The organism is Malikia granosa (assembly GCF_002980595.1).
In the GTDB taxonomy this organism is placed as follows: Bacteria; Pseudomonadota; Gammaproteobacteria; order Burkholderiales; family Burkholderiaceae_C; genus Malikia; species Malikia granosa.
Genome location: NZ_PVLQ01000010.1, coordinates 39,185 through 53,668, shown reverse-complemented (window position 1 = coordinate 53,668; position 14,484 = coordinate 39,185). Strand labels below are relative to the sequence as shown.

At 65.1% G+C, this 14,484-nt stretch carries 10 protein-coding genes, 1 other RNA gene and 1 pseudogene; 7 read left to right on the top strand and 5 right to left on the bottom strand.

The genetic code is table 11. From position 1 onward, the window contains the following. A pseudogene (locus C6P64_RS18140) lies at positions 1-275 on the top strand (hypothetical protein); the annotation flags it as partial. Here the strand turns inward: C6P64_RS18140 and C6P64_RS02715 are convergent. From C6P64_RS02715 to ompA, 5 genes are all read right to left on the bottom strand, one after another. Further along, a complete protein-coding gene (locus tag C6P64_RS02715) occupies positions 272-1,879 on the bottom strand; it encodes a site-specific integrase (RefSeq protein WP_105747059.1) in 1,608 nt (535 codons plus the stop codon). The pseudogene C6P64_RS18140 and the gene C6P64_RS02715 overlap by 4 nt on opposite strands. Before the next feature lie 102 nt (positions 1,880-1,981). Beyond that, positions 1,982-2,358: a transfer-messenger RNA gene (gene ssrA / locus C6P64_RS02710) on the bottom strand. A 13-nt stretch (positions 2,359-2,371) separates the two neighbouring features. Then, complete coding sequence (locus C6P64_RS02705) at positions 2,372-3,043, bottom strand: HAD-IA family hydrolase (protein ID WP_105747058.1); 672 nt, start codon at positions 3,041-3,043, stop codon at positions 2,372-2,374. Beyond that, entirely contained in the window at positions 3,040-3,750 is a 711-nt protein-coding gene (gene ubiG / locus C6P64_RS02700) for a bifunctional 2-polyprenyl-6-hydroxyphenol methylase/3-demethylubiquinol 3-O-methyltransferase UbiG (protein ID WP_105747057.1), read from the bottom strand. The genes C6P64_RS02705 and ubiG overlap by 4 nt, the downstream gene beginning before the upstream one ends. 72 nt (positions 3,751-3,822) lie before the next feature. Beyond that, positions 3,823-4,458 carry an outer membrane protein OmpA gene (gene ompA / locus C6P64_RS02695; RefSeq protein WP_105747056.1) on the bottom strand — a complete coding sequence of 212 codons (636 nt, stop codon included), beginning with the start codon at positions 4,456-4,458 and terminating at the stop codon, positions 3,823-3,825. Between the two features lie 282 nt (positions 4,459-4,740). Between ompA and gyrA the strand changes: the two genes are divergently transcribed. The 6 genes from gyrA to rpsA all read left to right on the top strand — a co-directional run bounded on the left by gyrA (position 4,741) and on the right by rpsA (position 14,478). Next, positions 4,741-7,407, top strand: a complete 2,667-nt coding sequence (gene gyrA / locus C6P64_RS02690) for a DNA gyrase subunit A (protein ID WP_105747055.1) — start codon at positions 4,741-4,743, stop codon at positions 7,405-7,407. A gap of 24 nt (positions 7,408-7,431) precedes the next feature. Then, positions 7,432-8,520, top strand: coding sequence for a 3-phosphoserine/phosphohydroxythreonine transaminase (gene serC, locus C6P64_RS02685; RefSeq protein ID WP_105747054.1), 1,089 nt, complete (start codon positions 7,432-7,434; stop codon positions 8,518-8,520). A 13-nt stretch (positions 8,521-8,533) separates the two neighbouring features. Continuing rightward, complete coding sequence (gene pheA / locus C6P64_RS02680) at positions 8,534-9,652, top strand: prephenate dehydratase (protein ID WP_105747053.1); 1,119 nt, start codon at positions 8,534-8,536, stop codon at positions 9,650-9,652. Between the two features lie 39 nt (positions 9,653-9,691). Then, the gene (locus C6P64_RS02675) at positions 9,692-10,588 is read left to right on the top strand and encodes a prephenate dehydrogenase (RefSeq protein WP_105747052.1); all 897 of its coding nucleotides are present in this window, start codon (positions 9,692-9,694) and stop codon (positions 10,586-10,588) included. A gap of 5 nt (positions 10,589-10,593) precedes the next feature. Next, the gene (locus C6P64_RS02670; RefSeq protein WP_105747051.1) at positions 10,594-12,612 is read left to right on the top strand and encodes a bifunctional 3-phosphoshikimate 1-carboxyvinyltransferase/cytidylate kinase; all 2,019 of its coding nucleotides are present in this window, start codon (positions 10,594-10,596) and stop codon (positions 12,610-12,612) included. A 186-nt stretch (positions 12,613-12,798) separates the two neighbouring features. Continuing rightward, on the top strand, positions 12,799-14,478 hold the full coding sequence (gene rpsA, locus C6P64_RS02665) for a 30S ribosomal protein S1 (protein ID WP_105747050.1): 1,680 nt from the start codon (positions 12,799-12,801) through the stop codon (positions 14,476-14,478). Positions 14,479-14,484: the final 6 nt, after the last annotated feature.

Below are 14,484 nucleotides of genomic sequence, written 5' to 3'. Positions count from 1 at the left end.
TTAATACAACAAAGCCGCGCCAGCAACAGGCAGATGTCTTTGCTGATAGCCTGCGACGTGAGATTGACGGTATGCGGCGGGAAGGCATGAGTCAGCGCAAGATGGTGGCGGAACTCAACCGGATGGGCCGCAAAACTACTGGCGGTGGCGAATGGTCGCTGGTACAGCTGCAGCGAGTCATCAAACGGATTAATGAAATCGAGTCAGATGAAAGGGAGCTTGCCGAAGCTGTGGAGCTTGAAACAAATCCGCACCTGGGAAAGTTCGGAACTTAGGTTTTCTTCCTGGGCGGGTTGGTGTTTAATTTCGCCTTCGGCAATATTGCCGACTCAACTGGTGGAATCAGCGCCAGCAAGTCTGCCGACAATTGAAACGCTTCAACGGTCGGCTTTCGCTTACTGGAATCCTTCGTGTTCCAGTAAACGGACGCGGTGATAATTCCAGGTTCATGCCCAACGATTGGCGCGACCATGTGCGGGCTTATCCCCTGATCCAAAAGATTCGTAATGAACAAGTGCCGAAAACTGTGGAAAACAGTTTTCTGCTTTTCAGCCACACCAACCCTTGCACGGAATTTCTGAAACCAATTTGATGCGGCCTGCGCTGGTCCATCCCTGCGGTCCCTTGATAGTTCGGGGAACAGGTGAACCTGCTTTTCCACTCTGAGCTTAGCGACGTAGCGCAGCAAGCCAAGCCTGACTAGTTCCGGGTGTATCGGCACAAGGCGCTTGGCGTTGTCAGTCTTGAGTCTCTTTCGGATAGCCTTGTTCTCGGACTCGTCGTTGATGTCGATACAGTCGATGCCGTCAACAGTGATGAAGTCCTTCAGGTCCAGCTGGCACAGCTCGCCAAGTCGCGCACCTGTGAAAATTGCCAGGGGTATCAGCCAGTAACCGTATGTCGTCCTAAAGCGTCGAGTGGTGAACGTCGAGTGGTTCAGCAGCGCCAGCATTTCCTCGTTCGTAAAGGGGCGGCGAACCGTCTTGTTTGAATCCTTCAGCGCAAAGCCAACAAATGGGTTCGCGTCGATACCCCATTTTCTCTTTTCCTCAAGCGCCCACTTGAACATGCTGGACAGTGTGCCCAGCTTACCGGAAATCGTAACTTCAGATTGCGGCTCAGGATTCATAGCCAGAATCTGATCAATCGTCTTACCTCGATACTTCTCAACCCTGTTCATGTTTGCCGGCAATTTCTTCAAGACTTGACAGTAACCGCCCACCAGCTCTTTATCGATCGCACCGATACGAATGTCCCCCATGACGTTAACGAAAAGCTCAATGTCCTTTTCGTATTTCTCACGGGCCTTTTCCGATGGTGGCCTCTTCTTCGATTGCTGAAGCCGTGCATTAAAGCTGGCAAGGTACGCTTTACCAAGCTCAGAAAACAATGCTGTCTTCTCTGGTGATCTGACGGTCGAAATTGACTCGGCTAGAGTCTCGTGGCCTTTCAGCTGGCCCAGTGTGTGCGCTTGCTTCAGCGCAGCCTGGGCCTGGTCACGGTCCACCATCCCGGCGAGCTGCTGGCGCAGCTTGAAGGCGTCGAGCTCCAAGTCGGCGTTCTGCTGCTCAAGCCGTTCGATCCGCTGGCGATACTTGGCATTCTCAACCATGGTGTCTCGCCAAATCTGGAAGTAGTTCTTGGGCAGTGGCTCGTTCGTCATGCGCTTGGTGCGTCGGAGTTCGTCAAACAGCCGGGGCAGGTCCGCGTTAAGCTGGCTCGCCTTCGCGATGGCGTCCGCTCGGCTCTCTTCGTGAAGTGACAGTCGTATCTCGGTACGCTGGGTGTATGCCTGAAGGTCTGTCGGGATCGCGGCACGCCAGTGAAAGCGGTTGGTGCCGGGGCGGTGGTACAGCCTTGAGGGGGCTTTGATCGACATGGGTTCTCCACTGCCTGGCACAGTGCGACGGCACAGCCAGGCGGGTTACCGCAAGTCAGACGATGAAAAACCCCAAGTGAATCAATCACTTGGGGTTCAAAGTGGTGGAGCTGGGGGGATTTGAACCCCCGTCCGCAAGCCTTCTTCGCGCAGTTCTACATGTGTAGTCGTCTGATTTGAGTCTCGCCAGATGCATCGCGCAGCGACACGCTACGCACCCGGCCAGCAACCTTGAATCTCGTCACCCGGCAAGTTGCCCGCTTGATGACCAGCCCATGTAAGTTCCCTTGCAGCCTGGACAGTCTTACGACTGCCCTTGCCCAGCCCATCGGCCAACTGTTGCAAGGCTCACCGGATTAAGCGGCGAGTGCGAAACGTTCGTCGTTTGCAGTTAGTTTTTTTCTGCGGTTTTACGAGGTGACAGAACCTCGACATGCCCTGCTGCGTGTCCGAACCCACGTCGAAACCAATGCAGCCCCTGAACCTGTTAGTTTAAGCCAGATCGAAAAAGTTCAAGAGCTCGAGCGGATTATTTATCACGGCATCGGCGCCCCAGGCCGAGACATCGCCCAGCGCGCCCAGGTAGCCGTAGGTGGCGGCGACCGTTGGCATGCCGGCGGCACGCCCTGCGACGATGTCGCGCTCATCGTCGCCGACATAGAGGCAGGCCTCGGGCGGCAGGCCCAGGCGACGCGCTGCCTCGAGCAGGGGCGCTGGATGCGGCTTGGCGTGCGGGGTGGTGTCGCCGCCGATCACGGTGGCGGCAGCCTCGAACAGCGGCAGCGCCGCAGTCAGCGGCAAGGCAAAGCGCTCGGACTTGTTGGTCACCACGCCCCAGCGCTTGCCGCCGTCCTGCAGCGCGCCGATCAGCTCGGCAATGCCGTCGAAGGCACGGGTGCGCTCGGTCAGGCAGGCTTCGTAGTTGGCGAAGAACTCCTGGCGCAGCGCCTCGAACTCGGGATGGTCCGGGCCGTAGCCGAAGGCGACGCCGATCATGCCGCGCGCCCCGGCACCAGCCATCGGCCGGTATTGTTCGTAGGGCAAGGAAGGCAGGCCGCGCCTGACGCGCAGCAGGTCGGCGGCATGGCCCAGGTCGGGCGCGCTGTCGACCAAGGTGCCGTCGAGATCGAACAGCACCGCCTGCAGATGGGTGAAGCGGCTCATGCGGGCTTGCGGGTGGCGATCATGTAGTTGACGCTGGTGTCGCCGCTGAGCCAGTAGCGCTTGGTCAGCGGGTTGTACTCCATGCCGCGCGTGCCCTGCAGGTCGAGACCGGCCTGGCGGCAGAAGCTGGCCAGTTCGCTGGGCTTGATGAACTTGGCGAACTCGTGCGTGCCACGCGGCAGCAGGTTCAGCACATATTCGGCGCCGACGATGGCAAACAGGAAGGACTTCGGATTGCGGTTGAGGGTGGAGAAGAACACCCAGCCACCCGGCTTGACCAGGTCGGCGCAGGCCTTGACGACCGAGGCCGGGTCCGGCACATGCTCGAGCATTTCCATGCAGGTCACGACATCGAAGCTCGCCGGGCGCTCGGCGGCCAGCGCCTCGACCGCGACCTCGCGGTAGGCGACGTTGGCCAGGCCGGACTCGAGCGCATGCAGCTGCGCGACCTTGAGCGACTTGCTCGCCAGGTCTATGCCCAGCACCTCGGCGCCCTGGCGGGCCATGGCCTCGGCCAGGATGCCGCCGCCGCAGCCGACATCGAGCACCTGCTGGCCCGACAGCGGCGCCTGGCGGGCGATCCAGTCCAGGCGCAGCGGGTTGATCTGGTGCAGGGGGCGGAATTCGCTCTCGGGATCCCACCAGCGATGTGCCAGCTCCGAGAACTTGGCCAGCTCGGCCGGGTCCACGTTCATGTTCTTGTCCATGGCTGAATTATGCGTCGGGGCAGAAAAAAACCGCGCCAAGGCGCGGTTTTTTCGAATCCCGGGGTAAGGGGATTACTTGGTGCCGACGACTTCGATCTCGACGCGGCGGTTCTTGGCGCGGCCAGCGGAGCTCTTGTTGTCAGCAACCGGCTGCTTCTCGCCCTTGCCTTCGGTGTAGACGCGGTTCTTCTCGATACCCTTGGACACCAGATAGGCCTTGACGGCTTCCGAACGCTTGACCGACAGCTTCTGGTTGTAGGCGTCGGAGCCGACCGAGTCGGTGTGACCGACGGCGATGATCACTTCGAGGTTGATGCCCTTGACCTTGGAGACCAGATCGTCGAGCTTGGCCTTGCCTTCGGGCTTCAGGACAGCCTTGTCGAAGTCGAAGAAGGCGTCAGCAGCAAAGGTGACCTTGGAGGCAGCAACCGGGGCCGGAGCCGGGGCAGCAGCGACCGGAGCCGGAGCCGGAGCAGCGACCGGAGCCGGAGCCGGAGCAGCAGCGGGCTTCGGCACGATGGCGCCGTCGCAACCTTGAGCCGCAGTCGCCGGGGTCCAGTTGGCGTCGCGCCAGCACAGTTCGTTGGTGCCGTTCTTCCACACCAGGTCGCCGGTGCCGTTCTTCCAGTTATCGACGGTCTGTGCGCCGGCGGCGGTTGCCAGTGCGGCGGTAGCGAACAACATGGCCACTTTGTTGAGCTTGATCATGGTTTCCTCGGTTTTGTTGGCGCAGATGGCTGCGAATTGGGTTGCACGCCCCGACAGTTCCTACCGGTAGCGGGTATTTATCATTGTGCCACAAGCCAAGTCCTCGCCAAGCCGGATAGAGACTGGCCCGGGGAGGGCCAGCCGCTAGCTGCCGATTGTGTTGCGATGCTGCAACAAGGCACCGGATCAGCGGCTCGACATATTCCTTGAACGCAGGCTGGCGCGGCGACTTAAAATAAGAGGTTATCTTCTACCAGACGACCTTCCGGTCCCGTCGCGCCCATGATCTCTTTCGCCAAGGAAACCCTGCCCATCAGCCTCGAGGAGGAGATGCGGCGCAGCTACCTCGACTACGCGATGAGCGTGATCGTCGGTCGCGCATTGCCCGATGCGCGCGATGGCTTGAAGCCGGTGCACCGGCGCGTGCTGTACGCGATGCACGAGCTCAACAACGACTGGAACCGCCCGTACAAGAAGTCGGCGCGCATCGTCGGCGACGTGATCGGTAAGTACCACCCGCATGGCGACTCGGCGGTCTACGACACCATCGTGCGCATGGCACAGGACTTCAGCCTGCGCCACATGCTGGTCGACGGCCAGGGCAACTTCGGCTCGGTCGATGGCGACAGCGCCGCGGCGATGCGCTACACCGAGATCCGCCTGTCCAAGGTCGCGCACGAGATGCTGGCCGACATCGACAAGGAAACGGTCGACTTCGGTCCCAACTACGACGGCTCCGAGCAGGAGCCGCTGGTGCTGCCGACCCGGCTGCCGAACCTGCTGGTCAACGGCTCGGCCGGCATCGCGGTCGGCATGGCGACCAACATCCCGCCGCACAACCTCAACGAGGTGGTCGACGCCTGCCTGCACCTGCTGCAGCACCCGCAGGCCTCGATCGACGAGCTGATGGAGATCATTCCGGCGCCGGACTTCCCGACCGCCGGCATCATCTACGGCATCAATGGCGTCAAGGACGGCTACCGCACCGGCCGCGGCCGCGTCGTGATGCGTGCCAAGTGCCATTTCGAGGACATCGACCGCGGCCAGCGCCAGGCTATCGTGGTCGACGAGATCCCGTATCAGGTCAACAAGAAGACGCTGCTCGAGCGCATCGCCGAGCTGGTGCACGAGAAGAAGATCGAGGGCATCAGCCACATCCAGGACGAGTCCGACAAGGACGGCATGCGGGTGGTGATCGAGCTCAAGCGCGGCGAGGTGCCCGAAGTCATCCTGAACAACCTGTACAAGCAGACCCAGCTGCAGGACACCTTCGGCATCAACATGGTGGCGCTGATCGACGGTCAGCCCAAGCTGTGCAACCTGAAGGACCTGATCGAGGTCTTCCTGCAGCACCGCCGCGAAGTGGTGACGCGCCGCACCGTGTTCGAGCTGCGCAAGGCGCGCGACCGCGGCCATGTGCTCGAGGGCCTGGCGGTGGCGCTGGCCAACATCGACGAGTTCATCCGCATCATCCGCGAGTCGCCGACGCCGCCGCTGGCCAAGGCCGAGCTGATGACGCGCAGCTGGGACAGCGCGCTGGTGCGCCAGATGCTGACGCGCGCCAAGGCCGACGGCAGCCAGGTCAATGCCGACGACTACCGCCCCGAGGGCCTGGAGCGCGAGTTCGGCATGCAGGCCGAGGGCCTGTACCGCCTGTCCGAGACACAGGCGCAGGAGATCCTGCAGATGCGGCTGCAGCGCCTGACCGGCCTCGAGCAGGACAAGATCGTCGCCGAGTACAAGCAGGTCATGGCCGAGATCGACGACCTGCTCGACATCCTGGCCAAGCCGGCCCGGGTCTCGACCATCATCGGCGACGAGCTGCGCGTGATCAAGGCCGAATTCGGCCAGACCAAGGCCGGCGCGCGCCGCAGCCAGATCGAGCACAGCGCGCAGGACTTGAGCACCGAGGACCTGATCACGCCGACCGACATGGTGGTGACGCTGTCGCACGGCGGCTACATCAAGAGCCAGCCGCTGAGCGAATACCGGGCGCAGAAGCGCGGCGGGCGCGGCAAGCAGGCCACCGCGACCAAGGAAGACGACTGGGTCGACCAGCTCTTCATCGCCAACACGCACGACTGGCTGCTGTGCTTCTCGAACCGCGGCCGGCTCTACTGGCTCAAGGTGTGGGAAGTGCCGGCCGGTTCGCGCGGCTCGCGTGGTCGCCCGATCGTCAACATGTTCCCGCTGGCCGAAGGCGAGAAGATCAACGTCGTGCTGGCGCTGACCGGCGAGATGCGCAGCTTCCCCGAGGACCGCTATGTCTTCATGTCGACGGCGATGGGCACGGTCAAGAAGACCTCGCTCGACCAGTTCTCGAATCCGCGCAAGGCCGGCATCATCGCGGTCGACCTCGACGAGGGCGATTTCCTGATCGGCGCCGCGCTGACCGACGGCAAGCACGACGTGATGCTGTTCAGTGACGGCGGCAAGGCGGTGCGCTTCGACGAGAACGACGTGCGCCCGATGGGCCGCAATGCGCGCGGCGTGCGCGGCATGGCGCTCGACGAGGGCCAGAGCGTGATCGCGATGCTGGTGGCCGAGGACGAGCAGCAGAGCGTGCTGACCGCGACCCAGAACGGCTACGGCAAGCGCACCCCGATCGCCGAGCACACCCGGCACGGCCGCGGCACCAAGGGCATGATCGCGATTCAGCAATCCGAGCGCAATGGCAAGGTGGTGGCGGCGACGCTGGTGCATGCCGACGACGAGATCATGCTGATCACCGACACCGGGGTGCTGGTGCGTACCCGGGTCAGCGAGATCCGCGAGCTCGGCCGCGCGACCCAGGGCGTGACGCTGATCGCGCTCGACGAGGGCGCCCAGCTGTCGGGCCTGCAGCGCATCGTCGAGAACGATGCCAGCGCCGACGCGGCCGATGGCGATGTCGCCGCAGCGCCTGAAACGGACGACGCCGCTCCCGCCAGCGAATCCAGCGCCGACTGAAATCATCCGAACCGAAAGCCCTACATGAAGCGACCCTACAACTTCTCCGCCGGCCCGGCCACCATGCCCGAGGCCGTGCTGCAACAAGCCGCCGCCGAGATGCTGGACTGGCATGGCAGCGGCATGGGCGTGATGGAAATGAGCCATCGCGGTAAGGAATTCATCTCGATCTACGAGCAGGCCGAGGCCGACCTGCGCGAGCTGCTGGCGGTGCCGGCCAACTTCAAGATCCTGTTCATGCAGGGCGGCGCGCTGGCCGAGAACGCCATCATCCCGCTCAACCTGGCGCGCGGCGGTGCGGCCGACTTCGTCGTCACCGGCAGCTGGGGCCAGAAGTCGTACAAGGAAGCCGGCAAGTTCTGCAACGCCAGGCTGGCGGCCTCGACCCAGGCGAGCGGTTTCACCACCCTGCCCGAGCCGAGCAGCTGGCAGCTCGATGCCGACAGCGCCTATGTGCATATCTGCAGCAACGAGACCATCCACGGCGTCGAGTTCCACCAGCTGCCCGACCTCAAGGCGCTGGGCTGCGACGCGCCGCTGGTGGTCGACTTCTCGTCCCATGTGGCCTCGCGCCCGGTCGACTGGAGCCGGGTCGGCCTGGCCTTCGGCGGCGCGCAGAAGAACCTGGGACCGGCCGGCCTGACGCTGGTGGTGGTGCGCGAGGACCTGCTCGGCCACGCCGTGCCGCATTGCCCGAGCGCCTTCGACTACAAGCTGGTCGCCGAGGCAGGATCGATGTACAACACGCCGCCGACCTATGCCATCTACATGGCCGGGCTGGTGTTCCAGTGGCTCAAAGCCCAGGGCGGCGTCGCCGCGATCGAGGCGGCCAACATCGCCAAGGCGCAGCTGTTCTACGACTACCTCGACGGCTCGGCGCTGTACGAGAACCGCGTCGCGAAGGACTGCCGCTCGCGCATGAACATCCCCTTCTTCCTGCGCGACGAGAGCCGCAACGACGCCTTCCTGGCCGGCGCCAAGGCCGCCGGGCTGCTGCAGCTCAAGGGCCACAAGTCGGTCGGCGGCATGCGCGCCAGCCTCTACAACGCGATGCCGATCGAAGGCGTGCAGGCGCTGGTCGCCTACATGCAGGAATTCGAGCGCAAGGCCTGAGAACAGAAGCGACATGACCGACAAGCAAAACCAACCGGCCGGCCCGGTGCAGAGTGCCGCCCTGGGCGAGCTGCGCGTGCAGATCGACGCCCTTGACCATCAGCTGCTGCAGTTGCTGAACCAGCGCGCGCGCGTGGCCGAACAGGTCGGCGCGATCAAGCGCGCCGAGGGCTCGCCCTTCTTCCGCCCGGACCGCGTGGCCCAGGTGATCGCCAAGATCGAGGCCGCCAACCCCGGCCCGCTGCTCAACGCCCATGTGGCCTCGATCTGGCGCGAGATCATGTCGGCCTGCCTGGCGCTGGAGTCGCCGCAGCGCGTCGCCGTGCTCGGTCCCCAGGGCACCTTCACCGAGGAAGCCGCGATCGAGTACTTCGGCAGCGCCGCCAACCTGATCTACTGCGACAACTTCGACGAGGTGTTCCACGCCACCGAGTCGGGCACCGCGCAGTACGGCGTGGTCGCGATCGAGAACTCGACCGAGGGCGCGGTGGCACGCACGCTCGACCTGTTCCTGCGCTCGCCGGTGCATGTGGTCGGGCAGGTCAGCCTGCAGGTGCGGCACAACCTGCTGCGCCAGCAGAACTCGCTCGACGGCATCGAGGTGGTGATGGCGCATCCGCAAGCGCTGGCGCAATGCCAGAACTGGCTGTCCAAGCATCTGCCGCAGGCCGAGCGCCGCGCGGTCTCGAGCAATGCCGAGGGCGCACGCCTGGCCGCGACCAACCCGAGCTGGGCCGCGCTGGCCAGCGAGCGCGCTGCCGGCCAGTTCGGCCTGCACATCGTCGCGCACGCGATCCAGGACGAGGCCTTCAACCGCACCCGCTTCGCCGTGATCTGCCTGCCGCAGACCATGGCGATGCCGCCGGCCACCGGCAAGGACTGCACCAGCCTGGTGGTGTCGGTGCCGAACAAGCCCGGCGCGGTGCACGACCTGCTGGTGCCGCTGAAGAAGAACGGCGTCTCGCTGACCCGCTTCGAGTCGCGCCCGGCCAAGTCGGGCCAGTGGGAGTATTACTTCTACATGGACATCGCGGGCCATCCGTCGCAGCCGCAGGTCGCTGCCGCGCTCGACGAACTCAAGGGCCTGTGCGCCTTCTACCAGGTGCTGGGTGCCTACCCGACCGCCGACTGATCCGGGCGCTCTGCGCCTGCAATTCCTGAAGATTTCACTATGTTCGAGCAACTCGGTCTGATCGGCTGCGGCCTGATGGGCGGCTCCTTCGCGCTCGCGCTCAAGGAGGCGGGCCTGGTGCGCCAGGTGGTCGGCTACAGCAAGTCGGCCCGCACGCGCGAACGCGCACTCGAGCTCGGCGTGATCGACCTCGAAGCCGCCACGCTGGAGCAGGCGGTCGAAGGCTCCGACCTGGTGCTGCTGGCGGTGCCGGTGGCGGCGACCGAGTCCAGCCTGGCCGCGATCGCGCCGGTGCTGGCACCGCGCGCGCTGCTGATGGATGTCGGCTCGACCAAGGGTGACGTGGTCGCCGCCGCGCGCCGCACGCTCGGCGACCGACTGAGCCGCTTCGTGCCGGCGCATCCGATCGCCGGCAAGGAATCGGCCGGGGTCGAACACGCCGAGGCCAGCCTCTACCGCGAGCGCCAGCTGATCCTGACCCCGCTGCCCGAGACCCATGCGCCACTGGTCGAGCTCGCCGCCGAGCTGTGGACCCTGCTCGGCAGCCAGGTGTTCGAGATGAGCCCCGAGCGCCATGACGCCGCCTACGCCAGCGTCAGCCACCTGCCGCATCTGCTGGCCTTTGCCGCGATGAACGCGATCCAGGCCCAGCCGCAGGCCGACGAGTGGCTGGCACTGGCCGGCCCGGGCTTTCGCGACTTCAGCCGCATCGCGGCCAGCGACCCCAGCGTCTGGCGCGACATCCTGCTCGCGAACCGGGAGCAGGTGCTGCTGCAGTCGCGCCATTTCCGTGCCGCGCTCGATGCGCTCGAGGCTGCCATGCTGGCGAACGATGCCGATGCCCTGCAGACCCTGATCGCGCAGGCGAGCCAGGCGCGCTCCGGCTGGCGGCTCGGCGGCCAGACCTACAACCCTTCCGAGGCCGTCGCGGCCTGACCTCCATGTACTCGACCCATTTCCTCGACCTGCCGCCGCTGCGCAGCGCTGGCGGCAGCGTGACCCTGCCCGGCTCCAAGAGCATCTCGAACCGCGTGCTGCTGCTGGCAGCGCTCAGCGCGGGCGAGACCACCCTGCACGACCTGCTCGACTCGGACGACACCCGCGTGATGCTGGCCGCGCTCGAGACCCTGGGCTGCGGCATCGAGCGCCTGGGCGGCCACAGCGTCAAGGTGCGCGGCCTGGCCGGCGCGCTGCCGGTCAAGGCGGCCTACCTGTTCCTCGGCAATGCCGGCACCGCGATGCGGCCGCTGACCGCGGCGCTGGCGCTGCTGGCGGCGCAGCAAGGGGGCAAGTTCGAGCTGCGCGGCATCGCGCGCATGCACGAGCGCCCGATCGGCGACCTGGTCGATGGCCTGCGCCAGCTTGGCTGCCCGGTCGACTACCTCGGCAATGACGGCTACCCGCCGCTGCGCCTGGGGACCGGCGAGACAGCCGCACTGCAACTCGACGCACCGATCCGGGTGCGCGGCAATGTCTCGAGCCAGTTCCTGACCGCGCTGCTGCTGGCCCTGCCGCTGGTGGCGAGCCAGGACATCCAGATCGAGGTGGTCGGCGAGCTGATCTCCAAGCCCTATATCGAGATCACGCTCAAGCTGCTGGCGCGCTTTGGCGTGACCGTGAAGCGCGAAGGCTGGCAGCGCTTCATCATCCCGGCCGGCAGCCGCTATACCTCGCCGGGCAGCCTGCATGTCGAGGGCGATGCGTCATCGGCCAGCTATTTCGTCGCGCTGGGTGCGATCGCCGAGTCCGAGCAAGGCATCACGATCCAGGGCGTCGGGCTCGATTCGATCCAGGGCGACATCCGCTTCGTCGAGGCGGCACAGGCGATGGGCGCGGTCGTGACCGGATCGGCCAACAGCCTGCAGATCAGGCGCGGCGCCTGGCCCCTGAAGGCGATCGACCTCGACTGCAACCACATTCCCGATGCGGCGATGACGCTGGCCGTGATGGCGCTCTACGCCGACGGCACCACGACGCTGCGCAACATCGAGAGCTGGCGCGTCAAGGAAACCGACCGCATCGCCGCCATGGCCTGCGAGCTGCGCAAGCTGGGCGCCAGCGTCGAGGAAGGCCAGGACTACATCAAGGTGACGCCACCGGCGGCTGACGGCTGGCGGGCGGCATCGATCCACACCTACGACGACCACCGGGTCGCGATGTGCTTCTCGCTCGCCGCCTTCAACCCGGTGCGGCTGCCGCTGCGCATCGAGGACCCGAAATGCGTCGCCAAGACCTTCCCGGACTACTTCGAGGCGCTGTTCTCGGTGGTGCAGGCCGACGCAGAAGACATCCCGGTGATCTGCGTCGACGGGCCGACCGCCTCCGGCAAGGGCACGCTGGCGAGCCAGCTGGCGGCTCGCCTGGGCTACGAGCTGCTCGATTCGGGCGCGCTGTACCGCGTCACCGCCCATGCCGCGCTGCAGGCCGGACTGACGCTGGAAGCTGGCGACGAGGCCGCGATCGCCGAGCTGGCGCGTGCCCTGCCGGTCAGCTTCGATGGCGATCGCGTGCTGCTGTCGGGCCAGGACGTGACCGATGCGATCCGCAGCGAAACGGGCGGCATGAACGCCTCGAAAGTCTCGGTGCTGCCGGCCGTGCGCGCGGCGCTGGTCGAGCTGCAGCACGGCTTCCGCCGCCTGCCCGGACTGGTCGCCGACGGCCGCGACATGGGCACGGTGATCTTCCCCGAGGCGCCACTCAAGGTGTTTCTGAACGCCAGCGCCGAGCAGCGCGCCGTTCGGCGCCATAAGCAGTTGATTTCCAAGGGAGTCAGTGCTAGACTAGAAGACCTGTTGGCCGACTTGAAGGAACGCGACCTGCGCGACACCACGCGCAAGAGTGCTCCGCTCCTGCCGGCCCAGGACGCCTTGCCGCTGGACAACTCCGAACTGGGCATCGAGGAATCGGTGCAGCTCGTGTTGTCCTGGTGGGAAGGCCGGCGCCCCTTCCAGGGCGCCTGAACGCGAGCGCTCCGCCCGGGGCGCTTGCATTGGCCCATTTCGGGCCAGGCCCCGAAGGCCCCGCCGGACGCGATCCGCAGGCCCCAGGGATCTCAACCTGCAACCCGCGACGCCTGCCGGCGACGCGTATTGGCATCTGCCGCGCGCCTGTTCCCCATTCAGCTGGGCGCCCGGTTTAGGAAAAACATGTCTGAATCTTTTGCCGCCCTGTTTGAAGAATCCCTGCAACGCGCCAACATGCGCGCGGGCGAGGTCATCACCGCCGAAGTCGTTCGCATCGAGCACAACCATGTGGTCGTCAACGCCGGCCTGAAGTCCGAAGCCTACGTGCCGATCGCAGAATTCAAGAACGACCAGGGCGAACTCGAAGTCCAGGTCGGCGACTTCGTGTCGGTCGCGATCGACTCGGTCGAGAACGGCTACGGCGACACCCTGCTGAGCCGCGACAAGGCCAAGCGCCTGGCTTCGTGGATGGCCCTCGAGCGTGCCCTGGAATCCGGCGAATTCGTCACCGGTACCACCGGCGCCAAGGTCAAGGGCGGCCTCAAGGTCATGGTCAACGGCATCAGCGCCTTCCTGCCGGGCTCGCTGGTCGACAGCCGTCCGACCAAGGACCTCACCCCCTACGAGAACAAGACCCTGGAATTCAAGGTCATCAAGCTCGACCGCAAGCGCAACAACGTGGTGCTGAGCCGCCGTGCCGTGGTCGAAGCCTCGATGGGCGAAGAGCGCGCCAAGCTGATGGAAACCCTGCGCGAAGGCGCCATCGTTTCCGGCGTGGTCAAGAACATCACCGAATACGGTGCCTTCGTTGACCTGGGTGGCATCGACGGCCTGCTGCACATCACCGACATGGCATGGCGCCGCGTGCGTCACCCGTCGGAAGTCGTGACCGCCGGCCAGGAAATCACCGCCAAGGTCCTGAAGTTCGACACCGAGAAGCAGCGCGTCTCGCTGGGCCTGAAGCAGATGGGCGACGATCCGTGGCTGGGCGTGAGCCGCCGCTACCCGTCGGGCACCCGCATGTTCGGCAAGGTCACCAACATCGCCGACTACGGCGCCTTCGTCGAGCTGGAACCCGGCATCGAAGGTCTGGTGCACGTGTCCGAAATGGACTGGACCAACAAGAACATCGCCCCGAACAAGATCGTGTCGCTGGGCGACGAGGTCGAAGTCATGGTGCTCGAGATCGACGAAGACAAGCGTCGCATCTCGCTGGGCATGAAGCAGTGCAAGGCCAACCCGTGGCAGGAATTCGCGCAGAACACCAAGCGCGGCGACCGCGTCAAGGGCCCGATCAAGTCGATCACCGACTTCGGCGTCTTCGTCGGCCTGGCTGCCGGCATCGACGGCCTGGTGCACCTGTCTGACCTGTCCTGGAACGAAACCGGCGAAGCCGCTGTCCGCAACTACAAGAAGGGCCAGGAAGTCGAAGCCCTGGTGCTGGGCGTGGACGTCGACCGCGAGCGCATCAGCCTGGGCATCAAGCAGCTCGACAGCGACCCGTTCACCACCTTCGTGTCGATCAACGACAAGGGCCAGACCGTCACCGGCAAGGTCAAGACCGTTGACGCCCGTGGCGCCGAGATCGACCTGGGCGAGGACATCGTCGGCTACCTGCGCGCTTCGGAAATCTCGCGCGACCGCGTCGAAGATGCCCGCAACGTGCTGAAGGAAGGCGACGAAGTGACCGCTGTCGTGGTCAACATCGACCGCAAGACCCGCAACATCCAGCTGTCGGTCAAGGCCAAGGACATGGCCGAGCAACAGGAAGCCATGGCTACCCTGAGCCAGACCGCTGGCAACGCCGGCACCACCAGCCTGGGCGCCCTGCTGCGCGCCAAGCTGGACAGCAACAACGGCTAATCCCTA